The organism is Polynucleobacter meluiroseus, from assembly GCF_900205755.1.
In the GTDB taxonomy this organism is placed as follows: Bacteria; Pseudomonadota; Gammaproteobacteria; order Burkholderiales; family Burkholderiaceae; genus Polynucleobacter; species Polynucleobacter meluiroseus.
Genome location: NZ_OANS01000002.1, coordinates 60,373 through 76,906, shown reverse-complemented (window position 1 = coordinate 76,906; position 16,534 = coordinate 60,373). Strand labels below are relative to the sequence as shown.

Annotated in this window: 16 protein-coding genes; 6 read left to right on the top strand and 10 right to left on the bottom strand. The window is 42.9% G+C overall.

Features of this window, described 5'->3' with window-relative positions; genetic code table 11:
* Window positions 1-20: 20 nt before the first annotated feature.
* Genes CP950_RS03600 through CP950_RS03585 form a run of 4 tightly spaced genes read right to left on the bottom strand, consistent with a single transcriptional unit; the run spans window position 21 to window position 3,920 of the window.
* A complete protein-coding gene (locus tag CP950_RS03600; protein ID WP_096672517.1) occupies window positions 21-395 on the bottom strand; it encodes a response regulator in 375 nt (124 codons plus the stop codon).
* Window positions 392-2,239: a sensor histidine kinase gene (locus CP950_RS03595; RefSeq protein WP_096672516.1), complete on the bottom strand. Its 1,848-nt coding sequence runs from the start codon at window positions 2,237-2,239 to the stop codon at window positions 392-394. Before CP950_RS03595 ends, CP950_RS03600 begins: the two co-directional genes overlap by 4 nt.
* Window positions 2,240-2,279: 40 nt before the next feature.
* The gene (locus tag CP950_RS03590) at window positions 2,280-2,774 is read right to left on the bottom strand and encodes a GAF domain-containing protein (protein WP_096672515.1); all 495 of its coding nucleotides are present in this window, start codon (window positions 2,772-2,774) and stop codon (window positions 2,280-2,282) included.
* A gap of 36 nt (window positions 2,775-2,810) precedes the next feature.
* Window positions 2,811-3,920 carry a response regulator gene (locus CP950_RS03585; RefSeq protein ID WP_096672514.1) on the bottom strand — a complete coding sequence of 370 codons (1,110 nt, stop codon included), beginning with the start codon at window positions 3,918-3,920 and terminating at the stop codon, window positions 2,811-2,813.
* A gap of 126 nt (window positions 3,921-4,046) precedes the next feature.
* Here CP950_RS03585 and CP950_RS03580 point away from each other — a divergent pair, with 126 nt between their 5' ends.
* Together CP950_RS03580 and CP950_RS03575 are read left to right on the top strand one after the other, a co-directional pair.
* Entirely contained in the window at window positions 4,047-4,286 is a 240-nt protein-coding gene (locus CP950_RS03580; RefSeq protein WP_096673055.1) for a DUF1902 domain-containing protein, read from the top strand.
* Between the two features lie 2 nt (window positions 4,287-4,288).
* Window positions 4,289-4,555: a type II toxin-antitoxin system HicA family toxin gene (locus CP950_RS03575; protein ID WP_096672513.1), complete on the top strand. Its 267-nt coding sequence runs from the start codon at window positions 4,289-4,291 to the stop codon at window positions 4,553-4,555.
* Here the strand turns inward: CP950_RS03575 and CP950_RS03570 are convergent, their stop codons facing one another.
* The 3 genes from CP950_RS03570 to flhD all read right to left on the bottom strand — a co-directional run bounded on the left by CP950_RS03570 (window position 4,556) and on the right by flhD (window position 10,344).
* Window positions 4,556-9,226, bottom strand: a complete 4,671-nt coding sequence (locus CP950_RS03570) for a beta strand repeat-containing protein (RefSeq protein WP_096672512.1) — start codon at window positions 9,224-9,226, stop codon at window positions 4,556-4,558.
* 184 nt (window positions 9,227-9,410) lie between these two features.
* The gene (gene flhC, locus CP950_RS03565) at window positions 9,411-9,974 is read right to left on the bottom strand and encodes a flagellar transcriptional regulator FlhC (protein ID WP_096672511.1); all 564 of its coding nucleotides are present in this window, start codon (window positions 9,972-9,974) and stop codon (window positions 9,411-9,413) included.
* Between the two features lie 37 nt (window positions 9,975-10,011).
* The gene (gene flhD, locus CP950_RS03560) at window positions 10,012-10,344 is read right to left on the bottom strand and encodes a flagellar transcriptional regulator FlhD (protein WP_096672510.1); all 333 of its coding nucleotides are present in this window, start codon (window positions 10,342-10,344) and stop codon (window positions 10,012-10,014) included.
* Window positions 10,345-10,762: 418 nt separating this feature from the next.
* Here flhD and CP950_RS03555 point away from each other — a divergent pair, with 418 nt between their 5' ends.
* Window positions 10,763-11,998, top strand: a complete 1,236-nt coding sequence (locus CP950_RS03555; protein WP_096672509.1) for a response regulator — start codon at window positions 10,763-10,765, stop codon at window positions 11,996-11,998.
* Between the two features lie 5 nt (window positions 11,999-12,003).
* Here the strand turns inward: CP950_RS03555 and CP950_RS03550 are convergent, their stop codons facing one another.
* From CP950_RS03550 to CP950_RS03540, 3 genes are read right to left on the bottom strand one after another with little or no spacing between them, the layout of a single operon-like run.
* Window positions 12,004-12,600 (bottom strand): FlgO family outer membrane protein, encoded by a 597-nt coding sequence (locus CP950_RS03550; RefSeq protein WP_096672508.1) that lies wholly within the window; start codon window positions 12,598-12,600, stop codon window positions 12,004-12,006.
* A gap of 53 nt (window positions 12,601-12,653) precedes the next feature.
* Window positions 12,654-13,310: a FlgO family outer membrane protein gene (locus CP950_RS03545; RefSeq protein WP_096672507.1), complete on the bottom strand. Its 657-nt coding sequence runs from the start codon at window positions 13,308-13,310 to the stop codon at window positions 12,654-12,656.
* Window positions 13,307-13,561, bottom strand: a complete 255-nt coding sequence (locus tag CP950_RS03540; protein ID WP_096672506.1) for a hypothetical protein — start codon at window positions 13,559-13,561, stop codon at window positions 13,307-13,309. The genes CP950_RS03545 and CP950_RS03540 overlap by 4 nt, the downstream gene beginning before the upstream one ends.
* Window positions 13,562-13,728: 167 nt before the next feature.
* Here CP950_RS03540 and CP950_RS03535 point away from each other — a divergent pair, with 167 nt between their 5' ends.
* The 3 genes from CP950_RS03535 (at window position 13,729) to motB (ending at window position 16,486) form a co-directional block, all read left to right on the top strand.
* Window positions 13,729-14,529: a class I SAM-dependent methyltransferase gene (locus CP950_RS03535; protein ID WP_096672505.1), complete on the top strand. Its 801-nt coding sequence runs from the start codon at window positions 13,729-13,731 to the stop codon at window positions 14,527-14,529.
* A gap of 94 nt (window positions 14,530-14,623) precedes the next feature.
* A complete protein-coding gene (motA, locus tag CP950_RS03530; protein ID WP_096672504.1) occupies window positions 14,624-15,487 on the top strand; it encodes a flagellar motor stator protein MotA in 864 nt (287 codons plus the stop codon).
* A 3-nt stretch (window positions 15,488-15,490) separates the two neighbouring features.
* Window positions 15,491-16,486 (top strand): flagellar motor protein MotB, encoded by a 996-nt coding sequence (gene motB / locus CP950_RS03525; RefSeq protein WP_096672503.1) that lies wholly within the window; start codon window positions 15,491-15,493, stop codon window positions 16,484-16,486.
* Window positions 16,487-16,534 lie beyond the last annotated feature (48 nt).

Genomic DNA, 16,534 nt, shown 5'->3' with positions numbered 1-16,534 from the left:
AACTAGGTCGAAATATTGGCTTATGCAACAGGATTTTCTAGTGTGGATGCGATAGTGCTCAGAAAATCTCTAAAACCGATCGGTTTTTCTATAAGGGCATTAAAACCGGCATCCATAATGGCCTGCTTGTCTTCTTGCATAACAGAAGCTGTAAAAGCAATGACGGGAATGGCGGCGTAACGATCATCGGCGCGCATAAACTTCAAACAATCAAAGCCGCTCATACCGGGCATTTGAATATCCATCAAGATGAGATCTGGTACCTGCTTTAGAAGTTGTCCTTGTAAATCCTCACCACACTCTATTTCACTAGTCTCATAACCAGAGGATTGCAAAATATCCTTTGCTAGAGCTGAATTAAGAATGCTGTCATCGACAATCAATATATGGGTCAATCTGCACCCCCCTTATCAACCTTGGGGATAAAGATTGTGAAGCATGTACCCTCACCTAATGCTGAATCCAGTTTAAGCCAGCCACCTTGAAGATCTATTAGACGTTTAACGATTGCTAAGCCCAGGCCAGTTCCCTCTAATTTTCTGGTGTAGTTATTTTCTACCTGCTTAAATTCTTCGAAAATTCTCTCTTGATCTTTTGGATCAATCCCTATTCCCGAATCCTTGACAAGGATCTTAACGCCAGCTTCAGTACTTTCAGCCTGAACTCTGATCTCACCACCCTCTGGTGTGAATTTGACAGCATTAGTCAGTAAATTCAGGAGTATTTGTTTCATTTTTCGCTCATCGGCATAGATGAGATTTTCGCCTTCACTGATGTACACATGAAGCTTTAATTTATTTTTCTTAACTCGCTCAGATACGATGGCAACACAAGATTGAATAACTTTATTCAGAGAAATAACTTCTCTGAATACATTGACTTCACCAGATTCAATTTTGGAGAGATCTAAGATATCGTTGATTAAATCGAGCAAATGTTTACCTGAGTTGAAAATATTTTTTACATATTCTGTCTGCTTAGCATTTATTTCACCAAAAATCTTTTCTTTCAGAAGCTCTGAAAATCCAATAATGGAATTGAGCGGTGTTCTGAGTTCATGTGACATATTGGCTAAAAATTCAGATTTATGTCGATTAGCACTTTCTAACAAGAGATTGCTTTCTTGCAAACGGGCTTGATTTTTCTCAAGTTCTAAAGTGCGGTCACGTACCTTATTATCAAGCTCCATATTCTGCTTCTCAATAATTAATTGAGACTCTCTTAATGCACTCTCAGTCTTGCTAATTTGCACTAGCTCATTATGGATTTGCTCGTTACGATTCAGAATCATTTTGATAAAAATAAATAGCAAGACTAAATTCAAAATTGCAATAAGCCATATCGCATAAAGCGACCGTAGCCAACTATTGAGGTAAATGTTATCTGCAACTACTGGCGTAACAATGAATGGGAAATTAGTTACTTTTCTGGGGGCAACAATACGAGTTTCAGATAGACCGTCCTGAATAGCTCTTGGAGTACTAACCTCTGCAACAGCATGATCAATATTCTGATCTGACATCAGTTTCTTGATACTACTAGACAAAATCTTCTGACCAATTAAATCTTCCTTAAAAGGATAGGCAGTCATTAAAGAAAAATCATTTCGATATAAGGAAACGGAGGCGCCCTCACCTAGATTACTAATTACTTTTTTATAAAATTCAGAAAAGTTTGCTGCTGAAACACCAACTTGTAGGGTTCCCAAGAACTCACCAGCTGGGGTTTGAAGTCTTTTGGCAATATAAAATACCCACTGGCCAGTGCCCTTATTTTTAACTGGCAAACTAAAAAAATTCGTACTTAACGCGTGATCTCTGTGTTCTGTAAAATAATCTCGCTCGGATAAATTAATCGGTGGTGGCGGATAGGATCTTGAAAAATTAACTAAACGCCCATCTTCCAAAGCGATAGACGCCACATCAATCAAGGGGTTTGAGGCAATCTTTTCAGCAAGCAGCTGATGCACTGCTTTTTGAGCAGCGTACTTCTTAAAAGCGGATTCACTCGAAAAGCTGCTCTGCGGTAGCGCGTTGTAAATACTATTCAGTGCAACTTCTGCAGAAATAAACGTTTGCGCAGCGTGCTCAGATAACGTAAACGAAACATTATCTGTCTGCTTCTTCCAATCCGATTCAGCATTGAACTTCAAGAAAAAACTAGCGGCAATAGCTATCGCAACAACCAATAGGCCCAACGCAACACCTGAGGCGATAATAATTAAACGATTATTTTTCAATGGGGTGTTCGCAATTTAGAAAGATTTCCAGCCCTAAGCCTTAGCTTCCAAAGTGGGCTTGTAGCTCTTGCTCTACTACCAGTGCAAGATCTCGGAGATGATCCAACTCTTTTTCTGAAAAATTTCTTGGCTCAATATCAATGATGCAAAGAGTACCAACCGCCAAACCACCTGGTAAATGCAATGGAATACCCGCATAAAAACGAAGAAATGGTTTTCCAGTCACTAGTGGGTTATCTTTAAAGCGGCTATCTTCTAGCGCATTAGGAATCAGAAAAATACCCTTACCTAAAATAGCATGTCCACAAAAAGAAATATCACGTGGCGTTTCTGAGGCATCCAAACCGCAGCTTGACTTAAACCACTGCCGATCTTTATCTACTAAAGAAACCAAGGCAATTGGTACATTAAATACAGAGCGTGCTAGTTTGGTAACGCGATCAAAACGCTCTTCAGGCTCAGTATCCAGAATCTCAAGTTGGCGTAATCCCGCCAGTCTTTCTGATTCATTAATTGGGTTTTCAGGTTTCTGCATCTATTAACTCCTAATCAAGCGGATTGAAGTGAATTTTTACTGTGCAATTTTGAATGCCTCAATGGACTTATCGATATCTTTAAACATAATTGAGCCACGGGGTTTAGCACCAGAATCTGCATTTAAGCGTGACTGAGTTCGCACATCCATCAAAATTTCTCCAGCCTTAGCTTCACGGCATAGCCTTGAAACAATTTCAGTGACTGCACCAATTGCGGTATAGTCTTCACGCCCCTCAAAACCCATCATACCCAAGGTAGCAAATCCAGTGGCAACACCAATCCCAAGTGACAAAGATGGGTTATAGCCTTTTTGACTCCAGCGAACTTTGAGATTGGCGAAAGCTGTTTGAAACCGTTTTGCCAGGTTAATAGCCTGCATTGGAGCGTTATCAACCGGTATCGGGTCATTAAAAAAGATCACGATTTCGTCGCAAGAAAAACGCTGCACAGTGCCATTAAATTGACTAATGAGTTTTCCAAGAATTTGATGAAACTCGCTCAGAATGATCATGACTTCTTCTGGCTCTCTATCCATCACCAAATTACCAAAGCCACGCAACTCAAAAAATGCAATGGTGATTTCTTTGCGATGAGGTTGCAGGAGACCCTCTTGTTTATCAGCAACAATCTTGGTGGCAACATCAGCAGGCAAAGATCGTTTGAGCTTATTAAGACTCTCAATTTCCTCAACTTGTTGGGCAACCTTTTTTTCTAGGTCTTGATTCAGTTGTAACAACTCTTTATTTTTATCGGCAATTTCCTTTTGAAGGCCGGCGATACGCAGCAAAGAATCTACTCGCGCTAACAGTTCTGCCTGATTAATTGGCTTACTTAAAAAGTCATCTGCGCCAGCCTCTATTCCTTTGACTTTTTCACTGGAAGGATCCAGCGCTGTGAGCATAACTACTGGTAGTAATGCAGTTTGTGGTTTTTGACGAATGGCCTGACACACCTCATATCCGGACATCTCAGGCATCATGACATCTAGCACCACGAGATCAGGCATAGACTCTTCGATAGATTTGAGGGCTTCGGCGCCACTAGCAGCTGTTTTAACAGCATAGTCACGACTCTCTAATACAGCCTTTAATAGATCAATATTTTCAGCGGTATCGTCAACAATTAAGATGTTTGTGGGTTTCATGGCTTAGTGACTGATTTATATAGGTATTTTTGATAAATTAAGAGATTTCCGCATTATTCTATTATATTATCCTTAGGGCACTCTTGAATGTTAAAAGGTCGAACCAATCTGGTTACTGGAGATCACATGGAAAAAGTATTTTTGATCCGCGCAGAGTGGGATAACGATGCGAGCATTTGGTCCGCCACCTCCGATGATGTATTGGGATTGGCAACTGAGGCTGACTCTATTGACATCCTCTTTAATAAGCTCTCTTCCATGGTTCCAGAGTTAATACTTTTAAATAAACTTACGGAACAGCCTGAAATTGTGTATGAAGTGCTAGCCCGTAAGTCGTCAGTAGCTCACATACCAACTGAGGCTTAATCATGGCAAAAGTGATCGGGTCTTATCGTGGTAACTCTTTTTCTACAGATTTACTAGTCATACTCAAAGAAGCTGGTTGTAACTATCATGCGCCAGCCCACCGGGGCAATCACGACATTTGGTTCTCACCAATTACAGGGATCTACTTTCCGTTCGATAGTAAAATCCTCTCGCACCACACTGCTAATGCCATTCTCAAGATCGCAGGCCTGCCCGAACAGTTTGAGGCCCATCAAGATGAAGAAGCGGAAGAAAATGCCGGTAAGTAATTACCTAAAGATCGACAGAATGGAAGCAGAGGCTGTATTCATCTGCGCAACTACCTGAAAATCTAGACTTTGTTGGGTACTCAGAGCCTGCAGACTTGCTTGCAAGGCTGTCAAATCAATGTTCTGAATTGCATCTACTGTTTTCTGCGAGCTTGTCGCTAATTTTGTACTTTTATCAAGAGCGCCGTTCAGATCCGTACTCGCAGCCGACAAAGATGCTTGGGTAGATGAGATCTCTGAAATGAATTGATTGATCAAAGCAATCGCCTTAGGCGCATTGTCTTGACCCGAAACCATTTGACTAGCAGTAACAGTAGCCATCGGCCCGTAGGCTGTTCCAGTTAAGGTCAAGGTACTTCGAGTACTTTCGCCAGTAAATCCACCAACAAATGTCCCGCCGAAAACCCCGAGATTTATACCTGGATCTCTACCTGTAGTAATTTTACTAGCAAATATCGAAGCCACTTCAGAGGCAGTTAAGTTGGTATTGGCCGTAAGCGTCAACCCACCAATCGTGGCGCTATCGCCAGAATTAAGATCGCGAAGAGTAACCGCCTGTTTAGCGTAGACACCCAACACACCATTAGAGCCTACAGCTTGAGTAGTGACATTAGACGAAGATATGGCGACTCTAGGAATCACACTGCCGCTCACGCTCACTGTACTCATCGGTCCAAATGAAGTGCCGGTTAAAGTCAATGCATTTCCCGTACTAGAACCACGAAAACCACCGATAAATATACCGGTAAAGATTCCATCGCTAGCCGATGGATCGCTTGGTGATGCAGCAGTCTTATTTGCAAAAATAGTCGCAACCTGGGCCGCCGTTAGATCAGCTGCGGCCGTAAATATTAACCCACCAATCGTGGCACTATCACCAGCGTTTAGAGCATTCAGACTGACTGTTTGCTGTGCGTAGACACCTGCAGTTCCATTAGAACCTGCGGCTTGAGTAGTGACATTAGACGAAGATATGGCGACTCTAGGAGTCACACTGCCGCTCACGCTCACTGTACTCATCGGTCCAAATGAAGTGCCGGTTAAAGTCAATGCATTTCCCGTACTAGAACCACGAAAACCACCGATAAATATACCGGTAAAGATTCCATCGCTAGCCGATGGATCGCTTGGTGATGCAGCAGTCTTATTTGCAAAAATAGTCGCAACCTGGGCCGCCGTTAGATCAGCTGCGGCCGTAAATATTAACCCACCAATCGTGGCACTATCACCAGCGTTTAGAGCATTCAGACTGACTGTTTGCTGTGCGTAGACACCTGCAGTTCCATTAGAACCTGCGGCTTGAGTAGTGACATTAGACGAAGATATGGCGACTCTAGGAGTCACACTGCCGCTCACGCTCACTGTACTCATCGGTCCAAATGAAGTGCCGGTTAAAGTCAATGCATTTCCCGTACTAGCGCCATTAAAACCAGTTAATGAGCCCACAAAGGATCCCTCTGCATTAAGGGGATCATGCGGACTGCTAGCAGCAGTCTTATCTGCAAACATTTGTGCTACTTCAGTTGCAGTCAAATCCTTAGCAGCCGTAAATGTTAATCCGCCAATCGTGGCACTATCACCAGCGTTTAGAGCATTCAGACTGACTGTTTGCTGTGCGTAGACACCTGTGATACCTGCAAAACCAGCGGCTACAGTTGTAACGTTAGATGACGACAAATAAGCATTACTCGATGGAATGCTACTTGAACTTCCACTAACTGAAATTGCGCCTTGTGGTCCGTAATAAGTACCGGTGATTGATAAAGAACCACTTGATATAGATCCTGGGGCAAAGTTTGCAGAAAATGAGCCGCCAAAATATCCGCCTGCAGGTGAGCTGGTATTACTAGTCATCCGCGCAGAGAAATTATTTGCCACTGTAGCTGCATTCACGAAAGTATTGGCGTAAAAGGTAAGGCCACCAACAGTAACGCTCTCACCAGGAAACAGATCATGAAACTGCACAGTTTGCTGCGCATAAGCGCCGGCTTGACTTGCAGTTCCGACAGAAATTGTTGTCACATCAGACGCGCTCAGCGCACTATTACCACTACCTCCGGTCACAGTTCCAGATGCGGGTAGCAAATCTCTGGGGCCTGGACTAGAAGCATTTGCAGACAGTTGTCCAAGGGTTACGTTGTAGTTATTTAAAGAGAATTGCGAGCCATAAGTAAAACTAGTGCCACCAAAGGAGCCAGCACTTGAAGGTGGATCTGAGTTGTATTGCTGTTTATTTAAAAATGCAATCGCCACATCTCTTGCCGTCATATTTGAATTTGCGGTAAGAGTAAGACCTCCTAAAGTTTCAGTCTCGCCAGCAGATAAGGCCCTCATCTGAATCAACTGCTGAGCATAGTTGCCTGAGCTAGAGTAATTGCCTGTCACAGAAATAGACACATCTGAAGACTGGATAATGGTTGGGCTTACAGTTCTACCGCTAACCTCCATTGTTCTCGCACCATTTGAAGTTCCGTTGAGAGATAGATTTCCCATCCCAGATGATGTTGCAGCAAATCCACCCGAGAACGCATTCAAAAATGTCCCTGAAGAACTATCTGTATTCGAATTAATTTTGGCTGCAAAAATATCGGCAACTTGAGTTGCCGTTACATTTGAGCTCGCTGTAAATGTAAGACCTCCAACTGTAGCAGTTTCTCCCGCTGCCAAGGAATGCAATACAACTGAAAACTGGGCTGCTAAAGAAGGGCTTCCGGCAGCAATAATGGTTATGTCACTTGCACTTAATGCAGGTCTAATAGAAGAAGACAAGGTAGAGCTTACGACAATTGCGCTCATCGGCCCTACTGCATTTCCATTAAGCGTAAAAGTACCGTTGCTATTGTCAACAGCGCTAAAACCACCTATAAAGCTACTCGTAAAATTACCGCCTGCTGGAGTACTGCTTGGGCTATTGATCTTTTGTGCAAAGGCTGCTGCCACTTGCGCTGCTGTTAAGCCAGTGGTGGCAGTTAGTATTAGGCCACCGACAGTAGCAGTATCACCAGGCGCCATAGCATTTAAGCGAATGGTTTGTTGTGCATAAGATGGTGCCACATAGGCCACCCCAGTGCGGTTGCTAGCAACATTCGCAGAAGTGATCGCTGTTGTTGCGCTTGTAATATTACCGCCAACCCCAATCGAGTTTGGACCGGTTGCCGTTGCAGTAAAGGTCACGGCATTTCCAGAGCCCGGGCTCGTTAGGTTATAACCACCTTGAAAGTTATTGGTAAAGTTACCAGCAGCGCTATTGCTGCTATTTGCAATCTTTTGATAAAAAATGCTGGCAACCTGTGACGCCGTTAAATCACTATTTGCAGTAAAAGTTAGCCCACCTACAGTAGCACTATCCCCTCCAGCCAAACCATTAAAGCTGATGGTTTGCTGAGCATTAGTAGGCGCTACATAGGTCACTCCAGAGATGTTGCTAGTGATATTGCTGCTAGTAATTGGAGATGTTGCGCTCGTAATGTTGCCACTGACTGCAACTGGATTTCGAAAGCCTAAAGGATTACTCGTCAATCTAACTGAACCATTGGCAAGGTCAGTAGCATCAAGGCCGCCTATAAAACTATTCGAAAAATTACCACCTGCTGGAGTGCTACTGGGGGTAGTGATCTTTTGAGTAAAGGCTGCTGCCACTTGCGCTGCACTTAAATCGCTAGCAGCAGTGAATGTTAAGCCACCTACAGTCGCGCTGTCACCTCTCGCTAAACCATTAAAACTAATAGTTTGTTGTGCATTAGTAGGGGCTACATAAGCTACTCCAGGGATGTTAATGGTAATGTTGCCACTAGTAATTGGAGATGTTGCACTAGCAATGTTACCGCTAACGGAAATAGATTGTGGTCCAGCGATCGATCCCGTAAGGATCACTATGCCACTACCATTATCAGCAGCAGTAAAGCTACTTGTAAAACTATTCGCAAAGCTACCGCCTGCAGGAGTACTGCTTGGGTTATTGATCTTTTGTGTAAAGGCTGCTGCCACTTGCGCCGCCGTTAAATCTCGAGTGGCTGTAAAAGTGAGCCCGCCTACAGTTGCACTATCGCCATTTGCCAAACCATTAAAGGTAATCGTTTGTTGTGCGCTAGTGGGGGCACTAACAGTAGGTACACCATCTACTATTGTAGTTGGCGTTAAATTTTGAGAAGCTACAGCAAAAGTAATGGCATTCAGAGCCGCTTGTAGGCGGGTGATATCTATACCCTGAATGACAGTAGTTTGGTTATTCACACCATCGGTACCGCTCACTACTGATAATGTCTGGTTACCAGTAAGTAAATTATTGCCATTTAAGCTAGTTGTCGCAGCAATTTGTCCAATTTGTTTATTAAGGCTAGCAAATTCAGCAAACAAATTACTCTGATCAACGGAGTTAAATAAACCATTAGACACTTGCGTGGCCAAACCTTGCATTTGGGACAAAATCGATGAGATTGAACTTAAGCCTGTTTGTGTAATATCGATGATGTTGTTGGCATTAGTAATATTGCCTTGAACAGCATCTTGGCTAGTGGCCTGATTAGATAATCTAGCAACGACACTAGCATCTTGTTTTGAGAGAGGCTGTTTACCGTTGGCAATCTGTGTTTGCGTTTTATCAAGACGTGCCTGAACATCATTGACTGCACTTTGCAGACTAGATGCTAAGGAAGTGATTGAATTATTCATACAAACTAAAAAACACAATAAAATTAATGGCTTAGGTTACTAAGCCATATTAATTAATTACTGTTTTTTTAATGGCTAGAAAAAAGGCATTTAATAGCCTTAATTCCTAGACTCCGCTAGAAATAGCGTCTGGAAAGAGATTTATAACAGGATAAAACTGATTTGAATGATGGGCTTTGAAAGCTTAGGCAGCAAGTAATAATTTCTTATTCTTCTGATACTTGCCCGCTCTTGAGGGCACATTACACAGATTGCACTCATATTCTTCATGTAAGTCATACACATCAACAACAAACTTCCCTTTACAGCATGAACAAGTTTCAGTTTTCAGGAGTTTTTGCTCTACAAAACGAATCAGAGTCCACGCACGGATCAAACTGATGACTGGCTCATCGCTGACAGGATGGTCGTCAGCCTGCTCAATGATGTGATATTGCTCAAGATAAAGCTGATAAGACTTAATTAACGCCTGAATACCAGTAACACCAGTATTTTCTTTTAGGAAATTGTAGATATTGAGAAATAAGGAGGAATGAATATTCGGTTGCCAGGTCAAAAACCAGTCAGTTGAAAATGGCAACATCCCTTTTGGAGGCGAGATACCTTTCAATTCCTTATAAAGCTTAGTCAAACGCTCGCGTGATAAAGAAGTATGCGACTCCAGCAACTGCAGGCGAGCACCTAAATTAATTAACTGAATTGCTAACTGAAGCTGCTCGGTCTCACCAACGATGCTTTTAACTTTCATGATCTAAATTCCGCTTTCTTTATGGGTATTGCAGAAATTAGGCAATAGCTTCGGCTTTTTGGCCGGCCATCAAAATTGAGCTGTGGACGATGGATTGGGATAAACCCTTAGTATTCTTGGTCAACATACCCAACATAGCAGCATCATCAAAGCGAAAGCGCATCAGCATCATGTTGGAGCTGGCCAACTTGATCAGCTGAGAATTACTTAAATCCCCAATTAAATCAGCGATATCTTGACTCACACCAAGGCGGAAAACAGCTTGATCCTTGTCTGCTTGAATCATCTGTTGAGCCAGCATTAAATAATTCAGATTCGCTTCACGAATTTCTGTCATAATGCTTTCTTGTGATTTATCAATCAGTTGCATGTTCTATCTCACTTAATTTATGCGATTTAGTACTTTCGCGATGAATGTAGTTTGCCCGACCCATTTTTTTTCTAAATGAGATAAATGCTACAAATTTAGTAGGCAAAATACTTACAAAATGAATAAAATGTTTTTGTGTTGCTGATAAAACAGTCTCAAAATTACTTATTAGAGCCAGGTAATCAGCGAAGAAAAGCCATTCGAATGGTTAGCAGAAGCCCGATTTATAAGGCTTAAGCGTAAATGGAGACCAGATTTTGTATACGCCGCGAAGCTTCCAAAAATTAGGCAATGCAATGAGCTTGACTCCGCCCTCATCCCACCCTACTGCTCTCTCACTCAATTTAGATATTAAGATTTCTTGTGCTCAGTTCACAGAATTTAGAGCAAAACTGTGGCTATAAACAACACAAGCTCTATGGGGAGCCAAACAAATGGCTGCCACCCGGTATTAGCAACGGCTCAAGTACTCATTGTTGAAGACAACCTTATTAATCAGGTTGTCATTAAGCAATTTCTGGTGCGCGCTGGCGCGCGTATCGACGTGGCTAACAATGGACAAGATGCGCTAGAGCTCTTAAAGACCAAACAATACGACGCAGTGTTGATGGATATTCAGATGCCAGTATTAGATGGCTTACAAGCTTGCAAGCAAATTCGCGAACAAGCGCATTTGAAGTCTTTACCCATCATTGGGCTTAGTGCAGGTGTATTCGCCGATGAAATTCAACAGTGCTTTGATTATGGAATGAACGACTTTATTAGTAAGCCCATCGATCCAAACAGACTATATCAAACAGTGGTCAATTGCATTTTGCAATTACGACCCCTTCGCGAGCATCTGAAATCAACCAATACAGATATTACCGATCCCCAAAAGCTATCCGATACAGTACTAAAGGACTTGCCCGGCTTTAACATCAATAAAATTGCATTATTGATGAATGATGTTGCTTTGACTTTCAAGCTACTGAACCTATTTGTAGTGGATTGCAGGGATTGCAGCGTAGGCCTGCAAAATGAAGTTGCAATGAATGATTTCCAGGCAGCACAAAAAAGGATTCATGCATTTAAGGGGTCTGCATGCACCATTGGAGCCGATGCAGTATTTGCCGCAGCACAGTTTCTAGATGCAGACTTAAGACTCGGCCAGCTCCATGCTGAAAACTATCATGATTTTTTAGAGGTACTTGCAGAGGCTAGGATTCATTTAAAACAATATCTTGATAAGTACGAATCACATCATCACAAGCAAAGCACTCAACAAAGTCATCAAGATAGGCCGCTGCAAGATCTTGTCATTCTGTTAACTGAAGACAATGCTATTGCACAAGAAGCGCTAAAGGAATTCTTAGAAATTTTTGGCGCGCGTATCGACGTAGCAAACAATGGACAAGATGCGCTAGAACTCTTAAAGACCAAACAATACGACGCAGTGCTGATGGATATTCAGATGCCAGTATTAGATGGCTTACAAGCCTGCAAGCAAATTCGGGAACAAGCACATTTGAAGTCTTTACCCATCATTGGGCTTAGCGCCAAAGTGTGTGCAGATACCTCTCAGCAATGCCTTGATCATGGAATGAATGGCTGTATTTCTAAAACAGTAGATCCTAAAGAGCTAGTAAATCAAATCACTCAATGGATTAGATAGTATTGCTACTTGTCGAGTCTTAATTTACCGCCACTACAAGAATAGTTCAACTCTCGCACAATCGCAGCGCTAATAATTTGATTGCTGGGATCAATGGCTTTGACATTAATCACTAGCTTGTTGGGCAAATTGAGGTAAGTTCCAACAATCACTTGACTAGCTCCAACCTTCGTATTGCCAGCCTGACCAATCTTGCGAGTTAAAGACACAATGCCGGTATCGCTGATACGAATATCTTTACCAAACTCTACTTGCACTACCTTCTTCCCGGGTATGCGCGCAAGATAACTCCGCATCATCTCGCTCATGACTAGGACATTAGGCTCTGTTTTGAGTGTGTTGACATTGACAAAATCAGCCACGAGTAGCACACCGTACTCATCTGGGCCATTGGGATCAAATTTAGGTAATGAGGTATTGAGCTCAGTTGCCATTCCCGATACCAGCACAGTTAAATCCGTTGCTTGCAGCTTGTCTTCAAAGGTCAGGCACTGTGCATCACTACGACTAGTGGTACCGCAAGCGGTGAGCCCTAAAAGCCCAATTAGCAAAACAATAGCTAAAGGAAAGTAGGCTGAGCGAGAAGTAGGACGAATAGACATATCGATTCAGAATATCAATAAAAGTCGTATTCTACTAGTGGGGACTAGTACGATTAATTAGCAAGGTTTAAGACTGGCATAGCTGGTGGTCTTGGAGGGCCATTCAGCAAATGCGAGATAAGACGATCTTGAGGTAACTTCACTTGTGCTGTGGATACCACTGCACCACTGGTGACTTGAATCATTCTGACATTCAGAATGAGTCCCTCAGCGGTGTTCACATATGTGCCAGTAATAATGCTACCGGTTTGTGCTGGCGGCTTCAGTTGCTTGACATCCCTACTCAGAGAAAACTCGCCGCTAGCTTCAATCAGGATATTTTTTCTGAAAGTGATGTCTGTAACAGACCAATTTCTCAATTGCATTTCATGCATCAAGTTTTGCGCCAAGAGCCGGCCTAGCTGAGAAGTCTCATTCAAAGTACTGAGATCAACAAAATCTGTTACTACCAATGCACGGCTTCTCATTTCCGGGGAAAGATTACGCTCTAACTGCTCAGCGATAAACATCGAGGCTATATTTAAGGCACCAGAAGATGAGGTGCTTGGAATGAGGGAAATGGTCTCATAACGAAATGGATAAGGTGAAACAGTCTTCTCTAGACTTGCTTGTGTCTGGGCGTGCGCACCCAAGGAAAATACTGCGGAAAACATGGCGCATGTGCTTGCAGCGCGAACTAAGAATACGAGAGGATTCAAATGCAATTTCATTGGGGTACCGCTCTTGAGCTCACTGCCTCGGTTGGCATCACCTTGCCCAGCTTCGTATCACTCTCAGGAACCCGGACACGGTAGCTCACTGGAAAATCACTAGATATACCAGGTTGAATAATCATCACTGAGTAGTAAGGCTGAGCATTGCAATTTTCACAATTGACTGCATAGGGCGAGCTCGCAGAAGTACATCCTGAACAAATCAGAAGACTCGCAATCAATAATGAAAGATAATTTAAACGCAACATATCCCTAGCCCGTAAACCCTTAACTGCCTCACTTGAATAATTCAATACCCACAAACGTTTTAATGCAGCCCGCTTGAATGGATTCTTATGCTTTCTTTATCCCTTTACGGCTCAAAATTGCAATTGATGAGGATTTACTCAAATGATTTTTAAAAACTGAAGTTTTGATGGCAAAGTATTTTGGCTTTAGCAAGGCTCCGCCCGCTCTCATTGCCCTACTTGTTCAGGGTATTGCTTTTGTTTTGGCTTCCACCTTATGCTGGCTGTTAATCCAACTGGGCTTTCATTTCTATAAATGGCTACCCGCCCTGGCATGCTTATTAATAACGCAAGGTATATGTGCCTATTTTTTAAGCGCTCAATTTAAAATGGCTCACTGGTGGCGCTATATCCACCTTGTTTTCCCGCTAGCTATTTGGGTGGCATTAGAACTACACATTCCCACGAGCTACTTTGTAGTGGGCTTCATCCTGACTGGGGCCCTCTTTTGGTCGGTTTTTATCACTCAAGTACCTTTTTATCCCTCCAAACCCGAAGTTTGGACTGCAGTTTCTGAACTTTTACCAGGTAAAAAACTCAGAATTCTGGAAATTGGCAGCGGTCTGGGTAATTTTGCAATCCGCATAGCCCAATTGCGCCCAGAATCTCAGGTTGAGGGCATTGAGATAGCACCTTTGCCCTGGCTTATAAGTGTTGTACAAGCCAAATTCTTGACTTCTAGGGTTCGCTTTCGTCTAGGCAACTATGAAAAAGTGAATTTTTCCGACTATGACCTGATTTTTGCCTATCTTTCTCCTGCAGCGATGCCCGAACTCTGGGACAAGGCCCTTCTGGAGATGAATAGCGAAAGTCTCTTAATTAGCCATGAATTTCCCGTCCCTGGCATTGATGAATCACAGAAAATGCGCTTTAGCTCAGACCAGCGTGAATGCTTTGTCTATTTCATTGGCCAATATCGCCCTACTTAACGGGAAGACAGGCACCATAATCATGCTTTATTCAGGCAATTAAATGTCGTAATTACAGGTATTCTTCTGATATTCAGGCAAAAAGGGGCTCATTGTGTTTGTCATCATTGGTTATGTAGTCGTTATTTTCTCAGTCTTCGGTGGATTTGCGATGGCCGGCGGACATCTCGCAGCCCTCCTCCAGCCAATCGAATTATTGATGATTGGGGGCGCTGCATTTGGTGCTTTTTTGGTCGGCAATGACATGAAAACCATTAAAGCAACAGTGAAAGCTTTGCCAACTGTGATTGCTCCATCGAGCTACAGCAAAGCCCTCTATTTAGATTTGCTGGCAATGATGTTTGAGTTTTTGACCAAGATTCGTAAAGACGGCATGATGGCCATCGAAAAAGACGTTGAGAATCCAGAGAACAGCGCCATCTTCACCAAATACCCAAAGATTATGAAAGACCATCATTTGATGGACTTTTTATGCGATTACTTACGCATGATGCTCTCAGGCAATATGGAGCCGTTTCAAATTGAAAACCTCATGGATGTGGATATTGAGACACATCACAATGAAGGACATGCGGTGTGTCATGCAGTTGCAAAAATGGCTGACGGTATGCCAGCCTTTGGTATTGTGGCCGCCGTGATGGGTGTGGTCCACACAATGTCCTCAGTTGGACAAGTTTCGAACAATGAGTTGGGCGTCATGATTGCACATGCGCTAGTGGGAACCTTCTTGGGTATTTTGCTTTGCTATGGATTCGTTGGCCCATTAGCTACCATCCTAGAACAAAAACTGAATGAATCCTCTAAGATGCTACAGACTGCTAAGATCATTTTGCTTGCCAGCTTAAATGGTTATGCGCCAACGATTGCAGTAGAGTTTGGACGTAAGGTATTAAATTCTACTGAGCGCCCTGAGTTTCTGGAACTCGAAGAATATATTAAAGGCGCCAAGACGCGTTAATCCATGGCTACTAAAGAAGAAAAGCCTCTCATTGTTGTAAAACGCATTAAAAAAGTGGCTGGTGGGGCACACGGAGGTGCATGGAAGATTGCTTATGCAGACTTCGTAACCGCCATGATGGCCTTCTTCCTTTTGATGTGGCTTCTAGCGTCCGTCTCCAAGGAGGACTTAAAGGGTATTTCTGAATACTTCAAGATGCCGATTGAAAAAATCGTATCTACCGGACCTAGCACTACTGGTTCAAGCGGTATTTTCGTTGGTGGCGGTAAAGATCTGACGCGTAAAGACGGTGAAGTTTCTAAAGCAGATGACAACAGCGATAAATCTCCGCAAAAGATGCTGGATGAGGAGGGCCTCAAGCAACTGAAAACCAAAGTGGAATCTGTTATTCAAGATAACCCACAACTGCAAAGCTTGAAAAAACAAATTCTCATTGATATTACTGATGACGGTTTACGCATTCAGATTGTGGATAACCTGAAAAGACCCATGTTTGCCTTATCCGATGATGAACTCCAGCCTTATGCGCGGGAGATTATGAAAACAATTGGCAAGTCACTCAATGGTGTTGAGAACAAACTTACTTTGTCTGGTCACACCGATGCATTGCCCTTCCCTAATAAAGAAAAGTCTTATAGCAACTGGGAACTGTCTGCCGACAGAGCGAATGCTGCCAGGCGAGAATTGGTTAATGGCGGTATGGACGAAACTAAATTACTCCAAGTGATTGGTCTTTCTTCTGCAGTTTTATATGACAAGACAGATCCACTAAACCCCATTAATCGCCGCATCTCCATTATTGTGATGAACAAAAAAGCGCAAGAGCGCATAGAGAAAAATATGTCCATTGAAGCTGGTAATGCTGAAGGGGTACAAAAAGGTATACAAGCTTCAGGCCCTAAAAGCGCCCCAACTTCAGCCCCTGAGGCAAAGCCAACCACTAAGGTAGACGCCAAGCCAGATGTGAAGCCAGCCGCTAAGACAGAAGTTAAACCCTGAGGCTTTGCCACTTCAATTGAGTTATTTACCCTTCCGTTTATTTGTAAT